At 44.0% G+C, this 19,857-nt stretch carries 19 protein-coding genes, 1 rRNA gene and 1 pseudogene; 9 read left to right on the top strand and 12 right to left on the bottom strand.

The annotated features are described in order from the left end of the window. The 4 genes from F891_RS12780 to F891_RS12795 all read right to left on the bottom strand — a co-directional run bounded on the left by F891_RS12780 (nt 1) and on the right by F891_RS12795 (nt 4,699). A 16S ribosomal RNA gene (locus F891_RS12780) occupies nt 1–1,445 on the bottom strand. A gap of 441 nt (nt 1,446–1,886) precedes the next feature. Then, nucleotides 1,887–2,963 (bottom strand): DUF6670 family protein, encoded by a 1,077-nt coding sequence (locus F891_RS12785; RefSeq protein WP_005249954.1) that lies wholly within the window; start codon nt 2,961–2,963, stop codon nt 1,887–1,889. A gap of 18 nt (nt 2,964–2,981) precedes the next feature. Beyond that, nucleotides 2,982–3,803, bottom strand: coding sequence for a CDP-diacylglycerol--serine O-phosphatidyltransferase (gene pssA, locus F891_RS12790; RefSeq protein ID WP_005108642.1), 822 nt, complete (start codon nt 3,801–3,803; stop codon nt 2,982–2,984). Between the two features lie 38 nt (nt 3,804–3,841). Next, on the bottom strand, nt 3,842–4,699 hold the full coding sequence (locus F891_RS12795; RefSeq protein ID WP_004281423.1) for a 23S rRNA (adenine(2030)-N(6))-methyltransferase RlmJ: 858 nt from the start codon (nt 4,697–4,699) through the stop codon (nt 3,842–3,844). Nucleotides 4,700–4,816: 117 nt separating this feature from the next. On the opposite strand from F891_RS12795, the gene F891_RS12800 reads away from it, so the two are divergent. Together F891_RS12800 and F891_RS12805 are read left to right on the top strand one after the other, a co-directional pair. Then, nucleotides 4,817–5,419, top strand: a complete 603-nt coding sequence (locus F891_RS12800; protein WP_005249951.1) for a 2OG-Fe(II) oxygenase — start codon at nt 4,817–4,819, stop codon at nt 5,417–5,419. Between the two features lie 70 nt (nt 5,420–5,489). Next, a complete protein-coding gene (locus F891_RS12805; protein ID WP_004281425.1) occupies nt 5,490–6,017 on the top strand; it encodes a hypothetical protein in 528 nt (175 codons plus the stop codon). Nucleotides 6,018–6,107: 90 nt separating this feature from the next. On the opposite strand, the gene F891_RS12810 is transcribed toward F891_RS12805, so the two are convergent. The 6 genes from F891_RS12810 to F891_RS12835 form a co-directional block, all read right to left on the bottom strand. Then, nucleotides 6,108–6,365: a DUF2789 family protein gene (locus F891_RS12810; protein WP_004645106.1), complete on the bottom strand. Its 258-nt coding sequence runs from the start codon at nt 6,363–6,365 to the stop codon at nt 6,108–6,110. A 115-nt stretch (nt 6,366–6,480) separates the two neighbouring features. Then, a complete protein-coding gene (locus tag F891_RS12815) occupies nt 6,481–6,735 on the bottom strand; it encodes a DUF2789 family protein (RefSeq protein WP_004732206.1) in 255 nt (84 codons plus the stop codon). A gap of 51 nt (nt 6,736–6,786) precedes the next feature. Continuing rightward, nucleotides 6,787–7,065, bottom strand: coding sequence for a DUF2789 family protein (locus tag F891_RS12820; RefSeq protein ID WP_004645104.1), 279 nt, complete (start codon nt 7,063–7,065; stop codon nt 6,787–6,789). A gap of 169 nt (nt 7,066–7,234) precedes the next feature. After that, nucleotides 7,235–8,221: a malate dehydrogenase gene (locus tag F891_RS12825; RefSeq protein WP_004281429.1), complete on the bottom strand. Its 987-nt coding sequence runs from the start codon at nt 8,219–8,221 to the stop codon at nt 7,235–7,237. Nucleotides 8,222–8,388: 167 nt separating this feature from the next. Beyond that, nucleotides 8,389–9,027 (bottom strand): ribonuclease T2 family protein, encoded by a 639-nt coding sequence (locus F891_RS12830; RefSeq protein WP_005263713.1) that lies wholly within the window; start codon nt 9,025–9,027, stop codon nt 8,389–8,391. Between the two features lie 32 nt (nt 9,028–9,059). Next, complete coding sequence (locus F891_RS12835; RefSeq protein ID WP_171066358.1) at nt 9,060–10,994, bottom strand: lytic transglycosylase domain-containing protein; 1,935 nt, start codon at nt 10,992–10,994, stop codon at nt 9,060–9,062. Nucleotides 10,995–11,328: 334 nt separating this feature from the next. On the opposite strand from F891_RS12835, the gene miaB reads away from it, so the two are divergent. The 4 genes from miaB (at nt 11,329) to F891_RS12855 (ending at nt 15,832) form a co-directional block, all read left to right on the top strand. Further along, nucleotides 11,329–12,786, top strand: coding sequence for a tRNA (N6-isopentenyl adenosine(37)-C2)-methylthiotransferase MiaB (miaB, locus tag F891_RS12840; RefSeq protein ID WP_005108632.1), 1,458 nt, complete (start codon nt 11,329–11,331; stop codon nt 12,784–12,786). A 37-nt stretch (nt 12,787–12,823) separates the two neighbouring features. Next, nucleotides 12,824–13,900, top strand: a complete 1,077-nt coding sequence (locus F891_RS12845; RefSeq protein WP_004281434.1) for a PhoH family protein — start codon at nt 12,824–12,826, stop codon at nt 13,898–13,900. A 22-nt stretch (nt 13,901–13,922) separates the two neighbouring features. Then, nucleotides 13,923–14,405: an rRNA maturation RNase YbeY gene (gene ybeY / locus F891_RS12850; protein ID WP_005263715.1), complete on the top strand. Its 483-nt coding sequence runs from the start codon at nt 13,923–13,925 to the stop codon at nt 14,403–14,405. Nucleotides 14,406–14,599: 194 nt separating this feature from the next. Further along, on the top strand, nt 14,600–15,832 hold the full coding sequence (locus F891_RS12855) for a transposase (RefSeq protein ID WP_004730312.1): 1,233 nt from the start codon (nt 14,600–14,602) through the stop codon (nt 15,830–15,832). A 116-nt stretch (nt 15,833–15,948) separates the two neighbouring features. Here the strand turns inward: F891_RS12855 and F891_RS12860 are convergent, their stop codons facing one another. After that, complete coding sequence (locus F891_RS12860) at nt 15,949–16,806, bottom strand: energy transducer TonB (protein WP_171066348.1); 858 nt, start codon at nt 16,804–16,806, stop codon at nt 15,949–15,951. A gap of 263 nt (nt 16,807–17,069) precedes the next feature. Here F891_RS12860 and F891_RS12865 point away from each other — a divergent pair, with 263 nt between their 5' ends. The 3 genes from F891_RS12865 to F891_RS12875 all read left to right on the top strand — a co-directional run bounded on the left by F891_RS12865 (nt 17,070) and on the right by F891_RS12875 (nt 19,293). Next, nucleotides 17,070–17,756: a hypothetical protein gene (locus F891_RS12865; RefSeq protein WP_005263717.1), complete on the top strand. Its 687-nt coding sequence runs from the start codon at nt 17,070–17,072 to the stop codon at nt 17,754–17,756. Nucleotides 17,757–17,915: 159 nt separating this feature from the next. Further along, a complete protein-coding gene (locus tag F891_RS12870) occupies nt 17,916–18,629 on the top strand; it encodes a DUF3108 domain-containing protein (RefSeq protein ID WP_005263720.1) in 714 nt (237 codons plus the stop codon). A gap of 88 nt (nt 18,630–18,717) precedes the next feature. Then, nucleotides 18,718–19,293 carry a xanthine phosphoribosyltransferase gene (locus F891_RS12875; protein WP_004732222.1) on the top strand — a complete coding sequence of 192 codons (576 nt, stop codon included), beginning with the start codon at nt 18,718–18,720 and terminating at the stop codon, nt 19,291–19,293. A gap of 301 nt (nt 19,294–19,594) precedes the next feature. On the opposite strand, the pseudogene F891_RS18330 reads toward F891_RS12875, so the two are convergent. Further along, nucleotides 19,595–19,786: pseudogene (locus tag F891_RS18330) on the bottom strand (hypothetical protein); the annotation flags it as partial. Nucleotides 19,787–19,857 lie beyond the last annotated feature (71 nt).

Consider the following 19,857-nt stretch of genomic DNA (forward strand, 5'->3'; position numbering starts at 1 on the left):
GGTTAGACTACCTACTTCTGGTGCAACAAACTCCCATGGTGTGACGGGCGGTGTGTACAAGGCCCGGGAACGTATTCACCGCGGCATTCTGATCCGCGATTACTAGCGATTCCGACTTCATGGAGTCGAGTTGCAGACTCCAATCCGGACTACGATCGGCTTTTTGAGATTAGCATCCACTCGCGAGGTAGCAACCCTTTGTACCGACCATTGTAGCACGTGTGTAGCCCTGGTCGTAAGGGCCATGATGACTTGACGTCGTCCCCGCCTTCCTCCAGTTTGTCACTGGCAGTATCCTTAAAGTTCCCGGCTTAACCCGCTGGCAAATAAGGAAAAGGGTTGCGCTCGTTGCGGGACTTAACCCAACATCTCACGACACGAGCTGACGACAGCCATGCAGCACCTGTATGTAAGTTCCCGAAGGCACCAATCCATCTCTGGAAAGTTCTTACTATGTCAAGACCAGGTAAGGTTCTTCGCGTTGCATCGAATTAAACCACATGCTCCACCGCTTGTGCGGGCCCCCGTCAATTCATTTGAGTTTTAGTCTTGCGACCGTACTCCCCAGGCGGTCTACTTATCGCGTTAGCTGCGCCACTAAAGCCTCAAAGGCCCCAACGGCTAGTAGACATCGTTTACGGCATGGACTACCAGGGTATCTAATCCTGTTTGCTCCCCATGCTTTCGCACCTCAGTGTCAGTATTAGGCCAGATGGCTGCCTTCGCCATCGGTATTCCTCCAGATCTCTACGCATTTCACCGCTACACCTGGAATTCTACCATCCTCTCCCATACTCTAGCCAACCAGTATCGAATGCAATTCCCAAGTTAAGCTCGGGGATTTCACATTTGACTTAATTGGCCACCTACGCGCGCTTTACGCCCAGTAAATCCGATTAACGCTTGCACCCTCTGTATTACCGCGGCTGCTGGCACAGAGTTAGCCGGTGCTTATTCTGCGAGTAACGTCCACTATCCAAGAGTATTAATCTCGGTAGCCTCCTCCTCGCTTAAAGTGCTTTACAACCAAAAGGCCTTCTTCACACACGCGGCATGGCTGGATCAGGGTTCCCCCCATTGTCCAATATTCCCCACTGCTGCCTCCCGTAGGAGTCTGGGCCGTGTCTCAGTCCCAGTGTGGCGGATCATCCTCTCAGACCCGCTACAGATCGTCGCCTTGGTAGGCCTTTACCCCACCAACTAGCTAATCCGACTTAGGCTCATCTATTAGCGCAAGGCCCGAAGGTCCCCTGCTTTCTCCCGTAGGACGTATGCGGTATTAGCATCCCTTTCGAGATGTTGTCCCCCACTAATAGGCAGATTCCTAAGCATTACTCACCCGTCCGCCGCTAGGTAAAGTAGCAAGCTACCTTTCCCCGCTCGACTTGCATGTGTTAAGCCTGCCGCCAGCGTTCAATCTGAGCCATGATCAAACTCTTCAGTTTAATACTATGTAGTGCCTTAAAGGGCACCAATCTTGGCTCATCAATTTTCTGACAAATATTTCTCAAATAAACTTCGAGTAATTTCTACCATCAATCAATGAAAATAATTTCGATCGATCAACCAGTAAAAATCCACACAAGTTGTTCTTCATAATCTCTTAATGATCTTCTTGCTAATTCGTCACCAGCAAGCTAGGTCGGCTATATTACTCTCTATCTCTAGAAAGTCAACCAGTAATGAAAACTATTTTTAAACTTGTCAAATAAAACCCAACTCAATCAAACTTAACTAAGTCACTGTTTTATCAGAAGTATTAATCTTCATCACCGCCGATGGATGTGCATTCTACAGTATTCCCAACCCAATACAACCCCTATTTTTAAATAATTCAGCAAAATCATCACGATTGTTTATTTATTCTACAAAAATCGCAATTTTCTTCATTTCTTGAGCATTAAAGGGACTGAATTGGATAAATGACTTAATCTTTTTTCAGTTTTATTCTGTTCCTGAAAGCGTAAAGGCCGGCAATCTATATATTCACAATAACCCCCTTCCCCATTTTCAGTTTCTTCATTTATTTTCACTTGATAACTAAAACTTCCTACATAGCCCGCTGCCAGGCCAAATTTAAAATCTCCACGACTTTGACCTTGTACCCAGATACAAGTACCGTCTGCATTTTCATAACACCATTCAAATTCGCGCGGCAAATACATACTCTGCCCATTAGGTGTCGTGACACGCGGATAAACACGATGAACTTTAAAATAAACTTTGCGATCGAACATTTGGGTCCGCATGTTTTTTAAATCACGGAGATATATCCGCGACTGAACAATACGATTAAAACCATCCCGAATCTGCGCCAACAACAGTTGCCTGTTTTCACTGAGATTAATAATTTGATAAGTCAGGAAGGCCAAAGGTAGATAAGGAAAGTTAAAACTCCGCGCGTATTCAAAGCTTCCAAGACCATCGATCGTATATTGCTGCGCTTTATAGTTCACCGTTCCCTGACAATGACATAGCAAAGACCAGTGATCTGCCAAGGAAAACCGCATTTGGGTAAAATGAGAAATCAGTTGAGTGGTTTGAATATTTAAATCAAAACTGAGTTCCGAGTCAGAACGCTGCAAACGAAAATTTGGAAAACTTCCGCTCAATTGCTCACGATCCAGAAACTGAAACAGACCTGATCTAAAATGACAGTCCTGCTTGACCGAATAGTGATGCAATTGTCCCACCATATGTGGGCTCGAACTGCAAATCACGGTAGCGGTGTCTAAGGCTGTGGTTTCGATTGCACTCGGGTTTGCCAGCATGGGTGCATTGGGTTGCCCGATAATACTCAGAAAGTTTAAATAATAGAGGGGTGCCGGAAGCCCGGGGATCATCAAACCCTGATGAATAATTTTATATTTTGAGGTGGGGCCATGATAGGCGGGATGGCGCGAAACAGTAGGAGTCTGATTCAGCTGTTTCGAACGATCTAAAAAATCTTGAAGAAACCGCATCTCAGACTCCTTATCTTTTTATAATGTACTCGATCTTTTTGCCATAAAGGTGGTTACAAAACCAGACAAGGCATAGAGAATAGAAATGACCAGAATGCCGACAGGAATATTATAAGTCATCGCTGCAAAGACGAATACGGCAATTGGTAGGACAAAAAATGGAACCCGTTTACGTTCTACAGTTTTAAATGAATAGTATTTGATATTGGAAATCATCAACAAGCCTACCGCAATGATGACCACTGCATTAATGACCTGAAGAGAAGGTTCACGAATATCAAAGATTTCTGGAAAATCCAGACCGACCCAGACCAGTGACACAATCATGATGGCAGCCAGAGGACTTGCGACACCAATAAAATAACGTTTGTCGACCACACCAATCTGTACATTGAAGCGTGCCAGACGGAACGCAGCACATGCGGTATAAACAAAACAAGCTGCCAGACCAATACGGCCCAAATCACTCAAGCCCCAGCTATACATCAAAATAGCGGGAGCTACGCCAAAAGCCAGCATGTCAGAAAGCGAGTCAAATTGTTCACCGAACGGACTTTGTGCACCAATAGCACGTGCCACACGTCCATCCAGTCCATCCAGTAATGCCGCAATAAAAATCGCATAAATAGCTTGCTGAAAATCACCATTCATACTGGCAATAATCGAGTAGAAACCTGACAACAACGCTGCCGTTGTAATCAGGTTCGGCCATAGATAGATGCCTCGACGCTTAACTTTTTGCCCTTCCTGGGTATGCTCCTCTTCTTCTACCTCAAAGGTGATGCCATCGAAAGGCACTTCAGTTGAAGAGTCACGTTCCGGTTTGCTTATATTTGTCATTCTTGTCGATCCTAGCTATGACCTGATCTTTGAAAAAATTATTCGCCCACTAACCAACGAACTGCAGCGTGACCACCGTTTTCACTCATGCGAAGATGCGGGAATAACCACTGTAGTGCTTCATCAGCATCTTCAGAGAATTTCCAAGGTGGGTTAATCACCAGCAAACCACAACCGTTCAGGCCTACTGGGGTATCATCCGGCCATACACAGACTTCACACACCAGTTGACGGCGGATACCGGTCTTAAACATTTTCTTCTCAAAACGTTCAATCATGGCACGGTCTTTAATTGGATACCAAACGGCAAATACACCTGTCGGCCATTTCTTATACGCAGCAACCAGCAGTTCGACCAACTGCGGGAAATCTTTACGTTCCAGTTCATATGGCGGATCGATCATCACCAGACCACGTTTTTCTTTTGGCGGAATGACTGCCAACAGACCTTCGTATGCATCACGCTCATGCAAACCGGCACGCTTGTCAAAAATATTATGACGAAGTTGCTGGAATACATCACGCTGCATTTCAAAAATGGTCGCTTTATCAATTTCACGCATGCCTTCTAGCGCAAACCACGGCGAACCCGGATAAGCACCCTTACCAAAGTTTTCACGCATGTTTTCAACAATTTTCAAGTATTGTTGTACGCCTTCAGGTGCATTACGCTTGATCGAATCATCCAGCTTAATAAGACGATGAATACCGTTTAAAAACTCACCTGATTTTTGCGCTTCGGCAGTCGACAAATCATATTTACCTGCACCACCATGTGTATCTACATAGCGATAAGGTTTGTCTTTTGCATTCAGTCGAGTCAACAACTGAAGCAATAAAACGTGCTTCATGACATCGGCAAAGTTGCCTGCGTGGTAAGAGTGACGGTAATTCATGTTTCAATTATTCCTAAGATCAATTGCTATTTTAACATGAAAAACTATTTCGTTCAGAAACGATTATTGCACTAAAATAGCGGACCTTTTTTTACCACACTATCGAGAATTGAAAAAATGGAAGCAGTTATCATCCCAGGGGATTGGAATGTTGATCAAATCTTAGATGATTTAGATCAACATGGCTTTAGTATTGTTGACGATGCTTACTCTAGCGAATATCAACATGCAGTGAGTCAAGAATGCTTAAGCCACTTAAACGAATTTCGTAATGCAGCTATTCAAAATGGTGTCGTTAACAACATCCGTAGTGATCATATTCTTTGGTTACAACCTGAATTTCAAATTTCCCACCGACACATCCAAACACTTCAACAATTTTCCCAAATTTTAAACCGCGCGTTTTATTTAGGCATCAAAGATGTCGAAGCACATTTCGCTTGCTATCACGCGGGTGAGTTCTATACCCTGCACCGCGACAATCCTCAAGATAAAAATGGCCGGATGATTTCCAGTGTGTATTATTTACATGGACAATGGCAGACGGACTGGGGCGGTGAACTACGCCTGCAGGACAAACATGGCCAGTGGCATATTATCCAGCCAAAACCGAACCGAATGGCGCTGTTCCAGAGCGATTTATTACATGAAGTTTTAATCTCTAAACAGCAACGCCTATCCATTACCGCCTGGCTAAGAAGTGATACCTCACTACTCTAAGACACGCTGCCGCTTTAAATTTTAATTTTTAACCTCATATAGCCATTATTGAGAAATGAGGATTGCGTTGATGCGATTAACGACCAAACAGATTATTCAACGTCTGGGTGAAACTGACCAATTGTATTTAAAAGGCAATACGCCGGAATTAACGCTTGAACGTGCTGATCTTCGTTTACAGCTGGTGACTTTAAGTGAACTGCGTCAGGAACAGCGACATTTCCTGCAAGAAGCCGTAGTGTTGCTGGAACAAGGCCGGGTAGAATTTGAAGAAATGCCGCTGCGCATGTATATCAACCTATCTTTGCATCTGGCCAAGGCTTATATGATGTTTTTTGAATTGACCAAAGAGCACCATTTCGCCCTGATTACTCAGCAAATTTTAAAGCCAATGGCCAGTTATGAACATGGGGACATTTATTTCTTTCTGGCCTATGCCAGTGCCAGTAAAAATGAGCCGGCCCTGACCCGCCACTGGTTAGGTAAGTACACCACCACTGCCGAATTTGAGCTGGAATTATTACAGCAGCATCATGCATTTAATGATTATCGTCAGCACGAATGGTTTAACAAAATATTAAAAAGCAAAATGCATTAAGCCAAAGAACAAAAACGCCTCAGATGAGGCGTTTTTTAATGCAAGTTATATCGTCTTATTCTAAATATTAGAAAGGCTCAGGAAAAATGATCAGGCAGGCTGACGTCTATAAGCGTCCATGTGCAGTTGCTGATTCAGTTCATCAACCCAAATTGCCCAGTCATCATCTTGTACCAGATGGCTGATCAATAAAGAGCGCTGAGCTTTATTCCAGAACGGCGCATCGTGCAAGGACAGCCCTGCTGGCAGTTGATGAGTGCGTACATACAATTCAATAGCCGCAGGACTATTGGCGAGACCGAGCTGAGAAAACAAGAGCTCTAAGGATGGTTGGTTCTTTGCGAGCATCGCGCCCTCCTTATATCAGATAAATTGTAATTATTTATAGATCTAACTTATAAGATAAGGCAAAAAAAACCTAGTCATTTGACTAGGTTTGTTGTTTCTTTTTGTATGAATGCATTTAAGAGCTTTGCTTGTCGCTTTCCACATGTAAAAGCTGATTTAACTTGTCAATAATGACAATCCATTCATCATCTTGGTGCCAGTGTTCACGCAAGAAGGCACTTTGCCCCTCACTCCAGAATTCGGCATCTGGCAATGCGACTTCAGATGGTAATTGATGGGTATCGGTAAACTGAGTAATTGAGGCTTCATCAGAAGGCAAACCCAATTGTTCAAATAATAATTCTAAAGTTAACTGTTGTTCCGTAAGCATAAATAGACTCCATCGTAGCGTTAAATTATGAGCGTGTTGAGATTCGAATTCTTAGGTTGATTTATGGCTGGGTATGTCACAGGAGCCTGAACCCTCTGCCTCAATATGTAATTGTTCATTTAACACATCGACAAAAATGGCCCAGTCATCATCTTTCTTCCAGTGACTGATTAGAAAGTCATGCTGTGATTTACTCCAAAAAGGAGCTTTATGCAGTGGCACATCCATACCAATTTGATGCGTACTAATAAACTCGTCAATCGCTTCCGGACTCGAATCCAGACCCAATTGTTCAAAGAAAAGTTCGAAGGTGGCGCGTTGCTCTAACATCTGAACCTCCATCTTTTTATCTATAATCTTGTTTCTACCTTAGATGGCTCATAGCGAAAACTCAGTTGTCTCTCCTTCACAGCTTGTTATTTTTTGTTGATTAAAGTGAGTGATATAAAAAAAGCACCCCAAATGGAGTGCTTTTTCAACTTAATCTGAAAAGATCAAATTATTTAAGCATGTCAGCAATTGCTGCGCGCTCTTCTTCAAGTTCGTTCAACGTAACGTTGATACGTTCACGGCTGAATTCGTCGATTTCCAGACCTTGAACGATTTTGTATTCACCGTTTTCAGTCGTTACAGGGAAACCGAACATTACGCCTTCAGGAATACCATAAGACCCGTCAGAAGGAATACCCATCGTTACCCATTCGCCGTTCGTGCCAAGAGCCCAATCGCGCATATGGTCGATTGCAGCGTTAGCAGCAGAAGCAGCAGAAGACAAACCACGTGCTTCGATGATCGCAGCACCACGTTTACCAACAGTCGGAAGGAATGTATTTGCATTCCATTCTTGGTCGTTGATCATGTCTTTAACGCTTTCGCCGTTAATTGTTGCAAAACGGTAGTCAGCATACATGGTTGGAGAGTGGTTACCCCAAACTGTAAGATTTTTGATGTCTTTAACCGCTTTACCAGTTTTAGCAGCAATTTGAGATGCAGCACGGTTGTGGTCAAGACGTAACATTGCAGTGAAGTTTTTCGCTGGAAGATCTGGAGCAGATTTCATTGCGATGTAAGCATTCGTGTTTGCAGGGTTACCAACAACTAGAACTTTAACGTCACGGCTCGCCACTTCGTTCAATGCTTGACCTTGACCGATGAAGATTTCACCGTTCACTTTAAGCAGGTCAGCACGTTCCATACCTGGACCACGTGGACGTGAACCAACTAGAAGCGCGTAGTCAGCATCTTTGAATGCAACTTTAGGATCATCAGTACCGATCATGTCTTCTAGTAATGGGAATGCACAATCTTGAAGCTCCATCATTACGCCTTTAAGCGCTTGTTGAGCTTTCTCAAAAGGAACTTCGAGCAATTGCAAAATCACTGGTTGATCTTTACCTAGCATTTCGCCGCTTGCGATACGGAATAATAGGCTGTAACCAATTTGACCTGCAGCGCCAGTAACGGCAACACGAACTGCTTGCTTCATCTAATTATCTCCAATTGAGGATATTCAATGCGATTAAATAGTTAGTATTTAATCTAATAATCGTAAACGCGAAAGATTGTACTCCAATCCTTTGCCAGATGCATATAAAAGAGGACGGATTTCACCTAAAGTCTGATAGGAAATATAAATTAAATCGGCAAAAAAGCTCAGTATGTTCCTTTTATTGTGACAGTTTTTGGACATGTATTAATAATGTTGGCAGGACAGGATTTGTAATTGCCATTCGGGCGATAACAGACCTTGATTGAGGTAAGCACGCTGGCCGACTGGGTCTGCTGGCAGTTGAATCGCAAGGCATTGCCCGGTAATTGCGGATTAATTTTCAGGAATTTTGCCCGCAATGTATCGACAGAAATCGTAATATTTTCCTGTTCCGTCAGTTCTGCAGGCACTTTGAGACGATCTGCATAATTGATAATCGTCCGGAAATATTGACTGGCATTCATCGGCACGCAGCCACCGATATTGCGCCATAAAATTGTCCGGGTATTGTCATCCGGCATGATCCTGGCCACTACCTTGGACTGCAGTGGTGACAGTTTCGCGGAGCTATTGGTCGTACAATTTTGTGATGTAGTCTGAGGATATAAGCCGGAGATATTCAGCGAATAACCTTCCAGACATTTTCGCTTCTTGGTATATTCCGGGTACAAGCTACATAAGGCCGGGACCATTTGTACATCCATGACATAGTCTGTTGGTGCAGCAAATGCTGCCTGACTGCTGGTCAATACTACAAGCGCAACCGATCCAGCCCAGACTCGACGATCCTTCATTATTTTCATGAATAAGTCACCATTCCCCAATAATTTTAATTTTATTGTGTATTTCGTAATGGTATCAGTTGCATGCGTTTACCCACTGACTGTGCCCCCTGTCCTAATAAAATACCGTAATGCGTGGCATTGGTCATGACATGTTTCACATAATCTCGGGTTTCAAGTAAAGGAATACTTTCAGTATATTGATCTGCGGCCATTCCCTGAAATTCTGGCTGCCAGCGGCGGGCACGGTTTGGTCCGGCATTATAGCCTGCTGTTGCCAGAACTGGACTATTGCTGAGCTGACGCTGAATGGTAGATAAATAGAATGTTCCGTAGCGAATATTGGTATTCATATCGGTGAGTGCTGCCGGATTATAAGCCTCACCCATTTGACGCGCCACCAACTTGGCCGTATCCGGCATAATCTGCATTAGACCACCCGCCCCGACATGTGAACGTGCGACGGTATTGAAACGACTTTCTTGACGCATCAAACCATAGGCCCAGGCCGGATCTATACCGGCATTTCGACTATGGCTGACCACGTAATTCTGATGTGGCATTGGATAACGATAGTTATAATTATGTTTGTTCGCGGTACGGTCAGCGGCATAAATGGCACGATCATACCAGCCCATATCCATGGCACGTTTTGCCGCGGCCAGCAACAGGTCATCATCCTTCTTTAGATAAGCCTGACGCACTGCCCAGTTCCATTCCCGGTTAATATAGTTCTCCGGGGCGCTGATATTACGTAAGGTGAAAGCACGGCGGAAATGAATATCCTGATTCAAGCGCTGCATAGCCTGATTGGATGGCTGCGCTGGATTTGGTGTACTCGCAGTCACCTGCCCCAGCTTGTCGCGTGCCAGAAGATTGTGATAGTCATCTCCGGTCGCCAGCTTACGATAAATACTTTCTGCTGCCTGTTTGGAAGCACGATCAGTACGTTGTTCGCTGGCACGCGCCAGCCAATATTGCCAACGGTCTTCCTGCTTTTGGTTAACACTCATGCTATCAATGGCACGAATCAGGCTTTCCCAAGCACTAAAACGGATGGCCTGACGTGCATAAATTTCGGCTTCTTCCGGGCTAAATGGCAGGCCATAGCTGGCATCTAGCGCATTTAACACTTCACGGTTGAAGTTGTTTTTCATGACTGTGGTGCCACCGATATAACCGACAGCACGATATAAGGCGCGTTGTACCTGTACTGGTGTACCCTCGGCAGTCCGTTTGACAATAGACAAAGCTGAGTCCAAATCGCTATCGGCCAGACGTCCGAGTGCATAAATCAGATAGGCATGCTCTACCGCAGTACTTTTAGGCGCAGACCACAAATAATTGGTGGGATTGGCTTGAATCGAATTCAGTTGTGCCAGAGACAGATTTAGACCAATGCCTTGCGCTGTCGCAATGGCCTGACCTGACTGTCCGGCACGAAGTTGCCCCCAGAGTCGCTGCTGACGGTCTTCTGAGGTCATGAGTGGACTGGATAGCATCATCCGGCCTAGACCAGTACAAGAATCAGGCTGGCTATTGGTAGTTAACCAGACTTCTTTAAACTCGGCATAGACCAGTTCATCGCCAGCTTTGGCGCGCACTTGTGCCACTGCACAGGCTTCGGCAGGATCAGCATTGGTTACATAAGGCAATACCGGTTGAGCAGTGCTAAAGTCTGCCATTTTTACTTTTTCTTCAACATAGTCCGCTGCCAGCTTTTCAGCCATGGCGGATTGAGGGTAACGCTGGGCAAAGCTGATAATCTGGCTGACAGGCTGCATGGCAAGATTCTGGTTTAAAATCCAGTATTCCGGATAATAGCCCAAGGCATCATTCTGCATAGACAGACGATATTGCTGTAACAGTTCAGTATTACCTGCATTGGCTGCACGCAAGGCATCATTAAATTGTTCTTCTGCTGCCTGTGTACTCGCTGAACAGATACATGCCACACTTAAAGTAATTAATTTATAGTATTTATACATAGTTTTAGTGTGTTTCAACATCCCTTTGCCTTCTATCATCGGTTTTGTGCTTTGCCCGTGTTGCATATCATAAGAGCTAGTTTGAAGATTATAACCAACTCTATTGTTCAGTTATGTAACCTTATGATTAAGCAATATTAATCTACAGACAATTTTTGCCCATAAATCAATATTTTTCCACAGTTAATTTGGGCTATAAGTTTAAGCGACTTTCCTGCTAAAATATGCGCCTTTCCAAGATTTCAGTCCGTGAATTGAATTTTTATTCACCTGTTTGATGCATCAATCAGGCTGTTCGTTCACTCTTTCAACGTATTACCTTGTAGGAGCCTACATGACGGTTCAAACCTTCATTCCGAATGGTGCCCCAGCTGCCTCAGAAAACACTGTTACCCAGCCAGCGCACACCCCTGTTAGCGATGCTTCAGTCAAGAAACTGTACATCGAAACACAAGGGTGTCAGATGAATGAGTACGACAGTCACCGTATGGCAGACCTGTTAGGCGATTCTCATGGCTATGTGCTGACCACCGATCCTAAAGATGCCGATATTCTACTGATGAATACCTGCTCGATCCGTGAAAAAGCCCAAGAGAAAGTATTCTCCGAGCTAGGCCGCTGGCGTAAGCTTAAAGATAAAAATCCTGATCTGATTATTGGTGTTGGTGGTTGTGTGGCGTCTCAGGAAGGCGACAACATCCAGAAACGTGCCAATTATGTCGATATGATTTTTGGTCCACAAACCCTGCACCGTTTGCCGCAAATGCTGGATCAGCATTTTGAGCAGATCGAAAAGCCGAAAAAAGAAAAAATCAAACTGGTGGATATTTCCTTCCCCGATATCGAGAAATTCGACTTTCTTCCAGAACCGCGTGTTGAAGGCTATAAAGCTTTTGTCTCGATCATGGAAGGCTGTTCCAAATACTGTTCTTTCTGCGTGGTGCCGTATACGCGTGGTGAAGAAGTTTCTCGTCCACTAGATGATGTCCTGGCTGAAATTGCAGGTCTGGCAGAAAAAGGCGTGCGTGAAATTTCGCTGTTGGGTCAGAACGTAAATGGCTACCGGGGTGAAACCTTCGAAGGCAATATCTGTACTTTTGCCGATTTGCTGCGTTTGGTTGCAGACATTCCGGGTATTGGCCGTATTCGCTATACCACCTCGCATCCCCTGGAATTTAATGATGACCTGATCCAGTGCTATCGTGACCTGCCACAAATGGTTTCACATCTGCATCTGCCGGTACAAAGCGGTTCCAATGATGTGTTACAAGCGATGAAGCGTAACCACACCATTGATGTCTATATCGAAAAGATTAAAAAGTTACGTGCAGTTCGCCCTGACATGCACCTATCTTCAGATTTTATCATTGGCTTCCCGGGTGAAACAGATGAAAACTTTGAAGAGACTTATCAGTTTATTCAGGATCTGGATTTCGACCATTCTTATAGTTTCATCTATTCAAAACGTCCGGGTACGCCTGCGGCAGAACTGGAAGATACGATCTCTGAAGATATCAAAAAAGAACGTCTGGCCAAAGTTCAGCAATGGATTAAGCGTTCAAGCATTGACAAGACGGATGCCATGCTCGGGACCATCCAGCGTGTACTGATCGAAAAAGTTTCTGATAAAGATCCGAATATTCTGGTCGGTACGGCGGACAATACCCGTTATGTTAACTTTATTGGTGACCCTGCTTGGGTAGGCCGCTTTGCCGAGATTGAAATTACCGAAATTAAAACTTTGAATTTAGTTTACGGTGAGCTCTTGAATCTTGAGCCTGACGTGGCGTAATGTAGAGCATATAACGCACACTTCATAAGGAACACTCTTGACTGCAGCGATTCGACGTACAGTAGCTTTTCCTGGAATTTCGATGGACCGTATACAAGCCATGTTAGGTGCCTATAACGGCCATTTGAAGCAAATTGAACAACGTTTAGACGTCAAAATCTCCCATCGTGGAGAAAGTTTTATTATTGATGGTGGAATCGATGCCGTTGAGAGAGCCGAAATGCTCTTGCAACGTCTTCATGAAGAATCTGAACATAGTCAGCAGATTAGTGCAGATACTTTACATCTGATGATTCAGGGCAGCCAGACTGACCGTGAACTTCAGCAAGATCTGGATGATCAGGAACATACGGGGCTGGACAATGTCTGGCTGCAAACCCGTAAAGGCCGGATCAACCCGCGTGGTGCCAACCAGAAACGCTATGTACAGCGCATTCTGCAAAGTGATATTTCTTTTGGTATTGGCCCTGCCGGTACAGGTAAAACCTATCTTGCCGTTGCAGCTGCAGTGGATATGCTGGAGCGCAATGAAATCCAGCGTATCTTGCTGGTTCGTCCTGCGGTTGAAGCCGGCGAAAAACTCGGTTTCCTGCCGGGAGATTTAACCCAGAAAATCGATCCTTATTTACGTCCCTTGTATGACGCGCTGTATGAAATGCTTGGCTTTGAAAAAGTGGCCAAGCTGATCGAACGTCAGGTGATTGAAGTGGCTCCGCTTGCTTATATGCGTGGCCGTACCTTGAATCATTCTTTCGTGATTCTAGATGAAGCGCAGAACACCACCCCAGAACAGATGAAGATGTTCCTGACCCGTTTAGGTTTTGGCTCACGAGCGGTGATTACCGGTGACGTGACTCAGGTAGATTTACCACGTGGTCAGCAATCCGGTCTGTCACATGCCTTACGTGTGATTGACAAAATTCCTGAAATTCATATCACCCGTTTCCATTCGCGTGATGTGGTACGTCATCAGCTGGTACAGAAAATTGTTGAAGCCTACGAAGGCTGGGACAGTGAACAGCAGCGTTTAAGTGCTGAAGCACGTGCCGAACGAAAAGCACGTCAGGAAGCCTTGATCGCTGAAAATGATGCTGCGGCAGACGCACAGCATTAAGCTTTAAACTTAAGGATTTGTGTTGAAACTTAGTCTTTCTTTACAACAGGACTTTCAGTCGCCTGAACTGGTACTGAAACGTGCCTATATTAAAAAAGTTGTAGAAACCACTTTACGTCATATCGGCACTCAAAGTGATTGCGAAATCGGAATTGCCTGTGTCGACAATGACGAAAGTCATAAACTGAATCTGGAATACCGTGGCAAAGACAAACCGACCAATGTCCTGTCTTTTCCGAGTGAACTTCCAGATGAAATGGCACAGTTTCTGGATGCATTTCCCATTGGTGATCTGGTGATCTGTATTCCGGTGGTATTACGTGAAGCGAGTGAACAGGGCAAAGCGCCTTTGACTCACTTTACCCATATGCTGGTTCATGGCACCTTGCACTTAATGGGCTATGATCATGAAAATTCAGATGAAGATGCAGAAGAAATGGAAGGCATTGAGATCGAGATTCTGGCCAAGCTGGGTTTTGAAAATCCTTATCTGGAACAGAACTAAAATTTCTTCATAAAAAAGCGGGCTAAGGCCTGCTTTTTTATTGTTTACCCTCACCCCAACCCTCTCCCATAAGGCATAGGTATCTACACAATTCCTGAACTTTGCGTTAAATTGAAGAGCATGCTCTTCAATTTAACATCTCTGGCCTGGATCAGCGTCTTGTCAAGCGCTATAACAGCCTTGTAAAGCTCAATATGAACCCTCTTGCTTCACTTGCTCCGGCAATCAAAGACCTGGCTTCTGCCCAAAAGTCGAGTTTCGCAACCACACAAGCGGTCTGGCGATTCCTGAATAATGACAAAATCTCTTTTAGTCAGTTAAACCAGCCAATTGAACATCTTGCATGTGAACAGATCAAGGCATCACCGCATCAATATGCATTGATTGTTCATGACTGGTCTCAGCTACAGTATGTGAAACACCATCATAAAATTCAGCGCCTGCAAAGAACCCATCAATATGATTCAGGCTATGAATTGCAAAGCAGTCTGCTGGTTGATGCAGCCTCGGGACTACCTATTGCGCCACTGGCGCAGACACTATCAGATGCCTCAGGCTGCTATTCCACATTCAGTCAACACTCTGCTGGGCGCAAATCTCATCTAGATTCACTTACCGAACAAATCAAAGTGATTGAACAATATCCCATTGAGAAAACATGTGTTCATATCATTGATCGTGAAGGTGACTCCATTGCCCACCTAAGGGAAATGAGCAGCCAGGGTTTTAAATGGCTGATTCGGGCGAAAGAAGGCCATCGAATTGAGCATCAGGGCAAAACATGCAAAGTTGCAGAAGCCGCAGAACGAGTAGAAACGCAGCAGGTCCAGCCGATTGCCTATAAAGGAAACCGGCATATGTTGCATGTGGGAGAAACTGCTATCCGGATAACACGTGCAGCAAAACCGAAGAGAAATGACGATTCAGGCCAACGGGTTGCTCCCCAGCCAGGGAGTGCGATTGAAGCCAGATTAATTGTTGCCGTAGTGAAAGATGATCAGGATAAGACCGTCGCAAGATGGTCACTAATCAGCAATGTTCCATCAGAGATTACTACGGTAGAGATGACGACCTGGTATTACTGGCGCTGGACAATTGAATGCTATTTCAAGCTGCTCAAGCAGGCAGGTCATGATATTGAAGCATGGCTTCAGACCAGACCTGAAGCCATTTTAAGGCGGTTACTGATTAGCTGTATGGCTTGTGTTTTAACTTGGCGAATCCAGCGTTCTGAAGATGAACACCATCAGAAAATTCGTGTATTTCTCACCCGTCTTTCAGGTCGGCAGCAGAAAAGAGGTAGGTTGGAAAGTGCACCTGCCTTATTGGCAGGGCTTTCGATTTTACTGAACACTCTTCAACTGCTCTCGGAATATTCAATAGATGAACTCAATGAGATAGCCACAATGGCATTAGGTATCTCATAGATGTGTAGATACCTATGCCCATAAGGAGAGGGAGTTTTAATACCTATAGCTCAATGATAGTTCTCTCTCCCGTTGGGAGGGAGTTAAAGGGAGGGTTTACAAATGAATAAAATGGTCTAACGCACCTCAAATTCTGCTTCTGCCGGATCAAATCGCCAAGTACGAATCACCCGCAGTTCGGAAATTTCTTTCATTTTACTGTCGAAAGCACCAAATGGTGCTGCCTTGCGCACGGAAGATTTAGCTGCTTCATCCAGCATGGCATGTCCTGAACTGTCAATCAGCCGAATGGCACGAATCCCGCCATTCTGATTCAGGATCACCATCAGCCGCACTTCCCCTGCCAGATTCTGCTGCTTGGCTGCTTCCGGATAGTAGCGGTTACCATAAAATTCTACTTTTTCACGGAACTTTTCCAGATATGCGGCCGAAACATCCTGCTTGGACTGAATACCATCCACAGTCTTAATTTTTTGCTGACGACTGAAATTTTGCTGACGCTGTAAATATTGCGCTTCCAGACTGGCGACCATGGCCGCTTTGGCCTGAAACTGGCTCTGTAATTGCTCCTGCATTTTTTTACGCTGATTTTCTTCCGCCTGCTTTTGCCAACTCAAGGTGGTCATCAGGACTTTTTCTTCAAAACTGAGTTCCTGTTGCTGTTGCAGCATATCTAGACTTTCTTGCAGTTCTTCACCTGCATGTTGCTCCATTAACGGCGATGGCATATCACTCGACATGCGATGAGCTTCTCTAAACTGGCCGGAACCCTGCTGGTCCGTTTGGGCCAGAAAATCAGCATGCTCAATTTTTTCATCAGTCTGGCGCAAGCTGACCGCGATTTCTTTGGTACTGGTATCCCGATCTTGCGGCATACCAAATTCCAGTGTCAGCACGATCAAATGCAGAATGCCTGCGGCAAGCAACGCACTGCTAAACACTGGATCTTTCCACCAAGTTCTGACCAGAGGCATGAGTATCATCGTTTTTTCACATTCGCCTAAACTCAATAATGAGTTCAGCTCCCCAAAAAAGTATTTGAAAGATTAAAAATAAACGGATTCGTCATTTATCTTTTTAAAATGCCAAATCCATCAAATCTTCAACGTTACATAACTAAAACTATAAAAATGGTGCTATTTATTTTGCTAAACTTCAAGCATGAACGCTTGTATTTTTCATACAATTCGACAAGATACATCCCGAGTCAAAAATAAAGTTGCCAGGACGCTTCAGTATGCAAACGCTAATTTCCAATATCTCCAACCGAATCCGCCAAGTGTATCAGAGGGCGGAAGGATTTATTGAAGATGAGCGTGAATTTCCCCTATCGCAAGTTTTCCTGAATGCAACCTTTCAGCGCTTTGTCACAGACAATGTCGATGCACTAAAAGACTTACATGCAGATTTACATGAAGACTGGCTGCGTCTCTACGCAACACTGGATTATAAAGGCCTGATTGTCACTTTATCGGTTGATTTGAAACTGGTACAGATGGAACTGAATAAAACCACCCAGTTGATCGTGTTCGAGCAAATTAGTGATACTCAGCTGATTGAAGCCAAATATCCAAATATGCTGTATAAACTGGGCGTGCGTTTCGGCTTGTTCTTCTATCAACGTATCTTGAACAAAGATCCTTTGGGAATGATTCTGGAAAAACTGGGCGTGATTAAAGTCATCGATGACTTGCTCTATCTGGATTTAAATCGCTGGTTAGGTAAAAGCCGATCTGTCATTGATACCTTGGGCAAAGTTCATGTGAATCACGCAGTACTTCGTGAAGCCGAACTGGTGGTGATTGGCAACGTCAATCTAGCCGCCCTGTTTAGAAAACTCTCCCAAGATCAGGAAGAGAACTGGGATGAAGACGAGATGGATGACAACCGGGTCACCCCCATTAAACAGAAAGATCCTTCTTAAATTATGCCGAACATAGTCTTTGAACAAAAGTTCCATAAAACTACATGAAATATACATTTTTGGCAGAAATATCCCTTCAACTTCCATATTTTGCCCAAATAATAAAGGGTGCAATAAGTGATATGTTTTGCCAATTGAATCAATATAGGAAAATAACTGATGGCGAAGACTGTATTCAAAATTTTAGTGATGACCACGGGTCTGAGCAGCGCAATACTGTTCACTGGTATTTCTAGCCAGGCTTTTGCCATGACTCCTTTCCAGGCCAGTTATCAATTTAGCTATAATGGCAAGAATATGGGTTCTGCAACACGGACTCTAAGTAAATCCGGCAATAACTGGACTTATGTCTTTGCTGCAAAAGCCGGGGGGATTGCCTCTGCAACCGAAACCAGCCGCTTTACTTTTAATAATGGCAAGATCGGATCAAGCAGTTTCAGTCGCAGCAGTAAAGTACTGGTGCATAACAACACCATGAGTATTAATTTTAATCCTTCCAGCAAAACTATCAGTACCAAGAAAGACGATGAAAAACGTTCTTTTGCCTGGAGAGCAGATGTTCTGGATGAGTTGAATGCAGAATTGCAAATTCGTGAAGACTTAAAAAATTCAGGCCTGAAAACAAATTACTATATCGCTGATGCCAAAGAAATTGAAGGCCGTAAGTTTGTCAAACAGGGTTCAGAGACTATAAGTACCAAATACGGATCTTTTAATACCATTAAAGTGGTGATGAAGCATAACAAGCCAGGCCGTGAGACCATCTTCTGGTTGGCGCCAAAACTTGACTATCTTCCAGTCAAAGTTTCGCATGTCGACAAGAAAACCTCCTATGGTTTGCTATTAACTGACTATAAAGGTGCAAGCAACTAAGTTTTTGGCGAATTTCACTTGATTTTTTCCGGGTGCTTTTTACAATACGCTTTTGCTTGAAAAAGCACCTGCTCTTGAGGATTCTCCCGTGCATGCACTAGAACAGAAAATCTTGGCTGAAGGCATCGTCCTCTCTGAAGAAGTTTTGAAAGTAGACTCTTTCTTAAACCATCAGATTGATCCAGTCATGATGCAACTGATTGGTCAAGAATTTGCGCGTCTGTTTAAGGATGCTGGTATTACCAAAATTATTACGATTGAAGCATCAGGTATTGCACCTGCCGTAATGGCCGGACTAGAGCTTGGCGTACCTGTAATCTTTGCACGTAAATACCAGTCTCTTACCCTGAAAGATGATTTATATCGTTCTAAAGTCTTTTCATTTACCAAACAGACTGAAAGCACAATCGCGATTTCAAATAAACACATCAGCTCAACCGATAAAGTTTTAGTGATCGATGACTTCCTGGCCAATGGTCAAGCCGCTTTAGGTCTTGCAGACCTGATTCACCAGGCAAATGCAGAAGTAGTTGGTATTGGCATTGTGATTGAAAAATCATTCCAGCCAGGTCGTGACCTGCTGCTTGAAAAAGGCTACCGTGTGGAATCACTGGCACGCGTAAAGTCTTTGACAAATGGCACAGTTGAATTTGTTCGCGACTAAGCTCGCCAATGAATTTTAAAAGAGCGCTGATGCGCTCTTTTGTTATTGTGTTTTTCTGATGATATAAATTTAAAATATCCAGAGCTCAGCCTAAGTTCTTATTGATTCTTCCAGATTTGATCCTAGATAAATGGCTTAATCTTAAGCGCCAGGCTATTTAATTTCTGAAATAGAGAGTGTCAAACAAATAAGTACTTTTTTATCCGATGAATAAACAACAATTTATGTGGATGTTATTATAAAATAAAGAGGTCTAACTATCTGCCAATAGTTAGACCTGTGTTCACCTCGAAAAAAGAGTTTATTTAACAGTCACAGTGATACTACCGCTATTCACAGCACCGATAGCGGTAGTTGTGATGCTGTTGTTAATAGCAGTTTGAGTTCCTTCTGAAATAGCACTGACAGATGCATCAATAGCACCCGCATTATAGGCAATATTCGCTACACTATAATTGCTTAAAGTTTCATTGATTTCCTCACTATAGTCAGTATGTTAGCGGCAGTGTAAAAATGACCCCCTAATGGCATTTAAAAACTGACCCCCTTGGTTAATATAGCGGT

It is taken from the genome of Acinetobacter sp. CIP 101966, from assembly GCF_000369725.1.
GTDB classification, from domain to species: domain Bacteria; phylum Pseudomonadota; class Gammaproteobacteria; order Pseudomonadales; family Moraxellaceae; genus Acinetobacter; species Acinetobacter lwoffii_Q.

Bases quoted from the DNA above. Each gene is read 5' to 3' on its own strand.
- F891_RS12825 (WP_004281429.1), bottom strand. From the start codon at position 8,221: ATGAAGCAAGCAGTTCGTGTTGCCGTTACTGGCGCTGCAGGTCAAATT.
- F891_RS12800 (WP_005249951.1), top strand. From the start codon at position 4,817: ATGGAAGCAGTTATCATCCCAGGGGATTGGAATGTTGATCAAATCTTA.
- F891_RS12855 (WP_004730312.1), top strand. From the start codon at position 14,600: ATGAACCCTCTTGCTTCACTTGCTCCGGCAATCAAAGACCTGGCTTCT.
- F891_RS12835 (WP_171066358.1), bottom strand. From the start codon at position 10,994: ATGTATAAATACTATAAATTAATTACTTTAAGTGTGGCATGTATCTGT.
- pssA (WP_005108642.1), bottom strand. From the start codon at position 3,803: ATGACAAATATAAGCAAACCGGAACGTGACTCTTCAACTGAAGTGCCT.
- F891_RS12810 (WP_004645106.1), bottom strand. From the start codon at position 6,365: ATGCTCGCAAAGAACCAACCATCCTTAGAGCTCTTGTTTTCTCAGCTC.
- F891_RS12785 (WP_005249954.1), bottom strand. From the start codon at position 2,963: ATGCGGTTTCTTCAAGATTTTTTAGATCGTTCGAAACAGCTGAATCAG.
- F891_RS12805 (WP_004281425.1), top strand. From the start codon at position 5,490: ATGCGATTAACGACCAAACAGATTATTCAACGTCTGGGTGAAACTGAC.
- F891_RS12860 (WP_171066348.1), bottom strand. From the start codon at position 16,806: ATGCCTCTGGTCAGAACTTGGTGGAAAGATCCAGTGTTTAGCAGTGCG.
- F891_RS12830 (WP_005263713.1), bottom strand. From the start codon at position 9,027: ATGAAAATAATGAAGGATCGTCGAGTCTGGGCTGGATCGGTTGCGCTT.
- F891_RS12795 (WP_004281423.1), bottom strand. From the start codon at position 4,699: ATGAATTACCGTCACTCTTACCACGCAGGCAACTTTGCCGATGTCATG.
- miaB (WP_005108632.1), top strand. From the start codon at position 11,329: ATGACGGTTCAAACCTTCATTCCGAATGGTGCCCCAGCTGCCTCAGAA.
- F891_RS12820 (WP_004645104.1), bottom strand. From the start codon at position 7,065: ATGTTAGAGCAACGCGCCACCTTCGAACTTTTCTTTGAACAATTGGGT.
- F891_RS12815 (WP_004732206.1), bottom strand. From the start codon at position 6,735: ATGCTTACGGAACAACAGTTAACTTTAGAATTATTATTTGAACAATTG.
- F891_RS12870 (WP_005263720.1), top strand. From the start codon at position 17,916: ATGGCGAAGACTGTATTCAAAATTTTAGTGATGACCACGGGTCTGAGC.
- F891_RS12865 (WP_005263717.1), top strand. From the start codon at position 17,070: ATGCAAACGCTAATTTCCAATATCTCCAACCGAATCCGCCAAGTGTAT.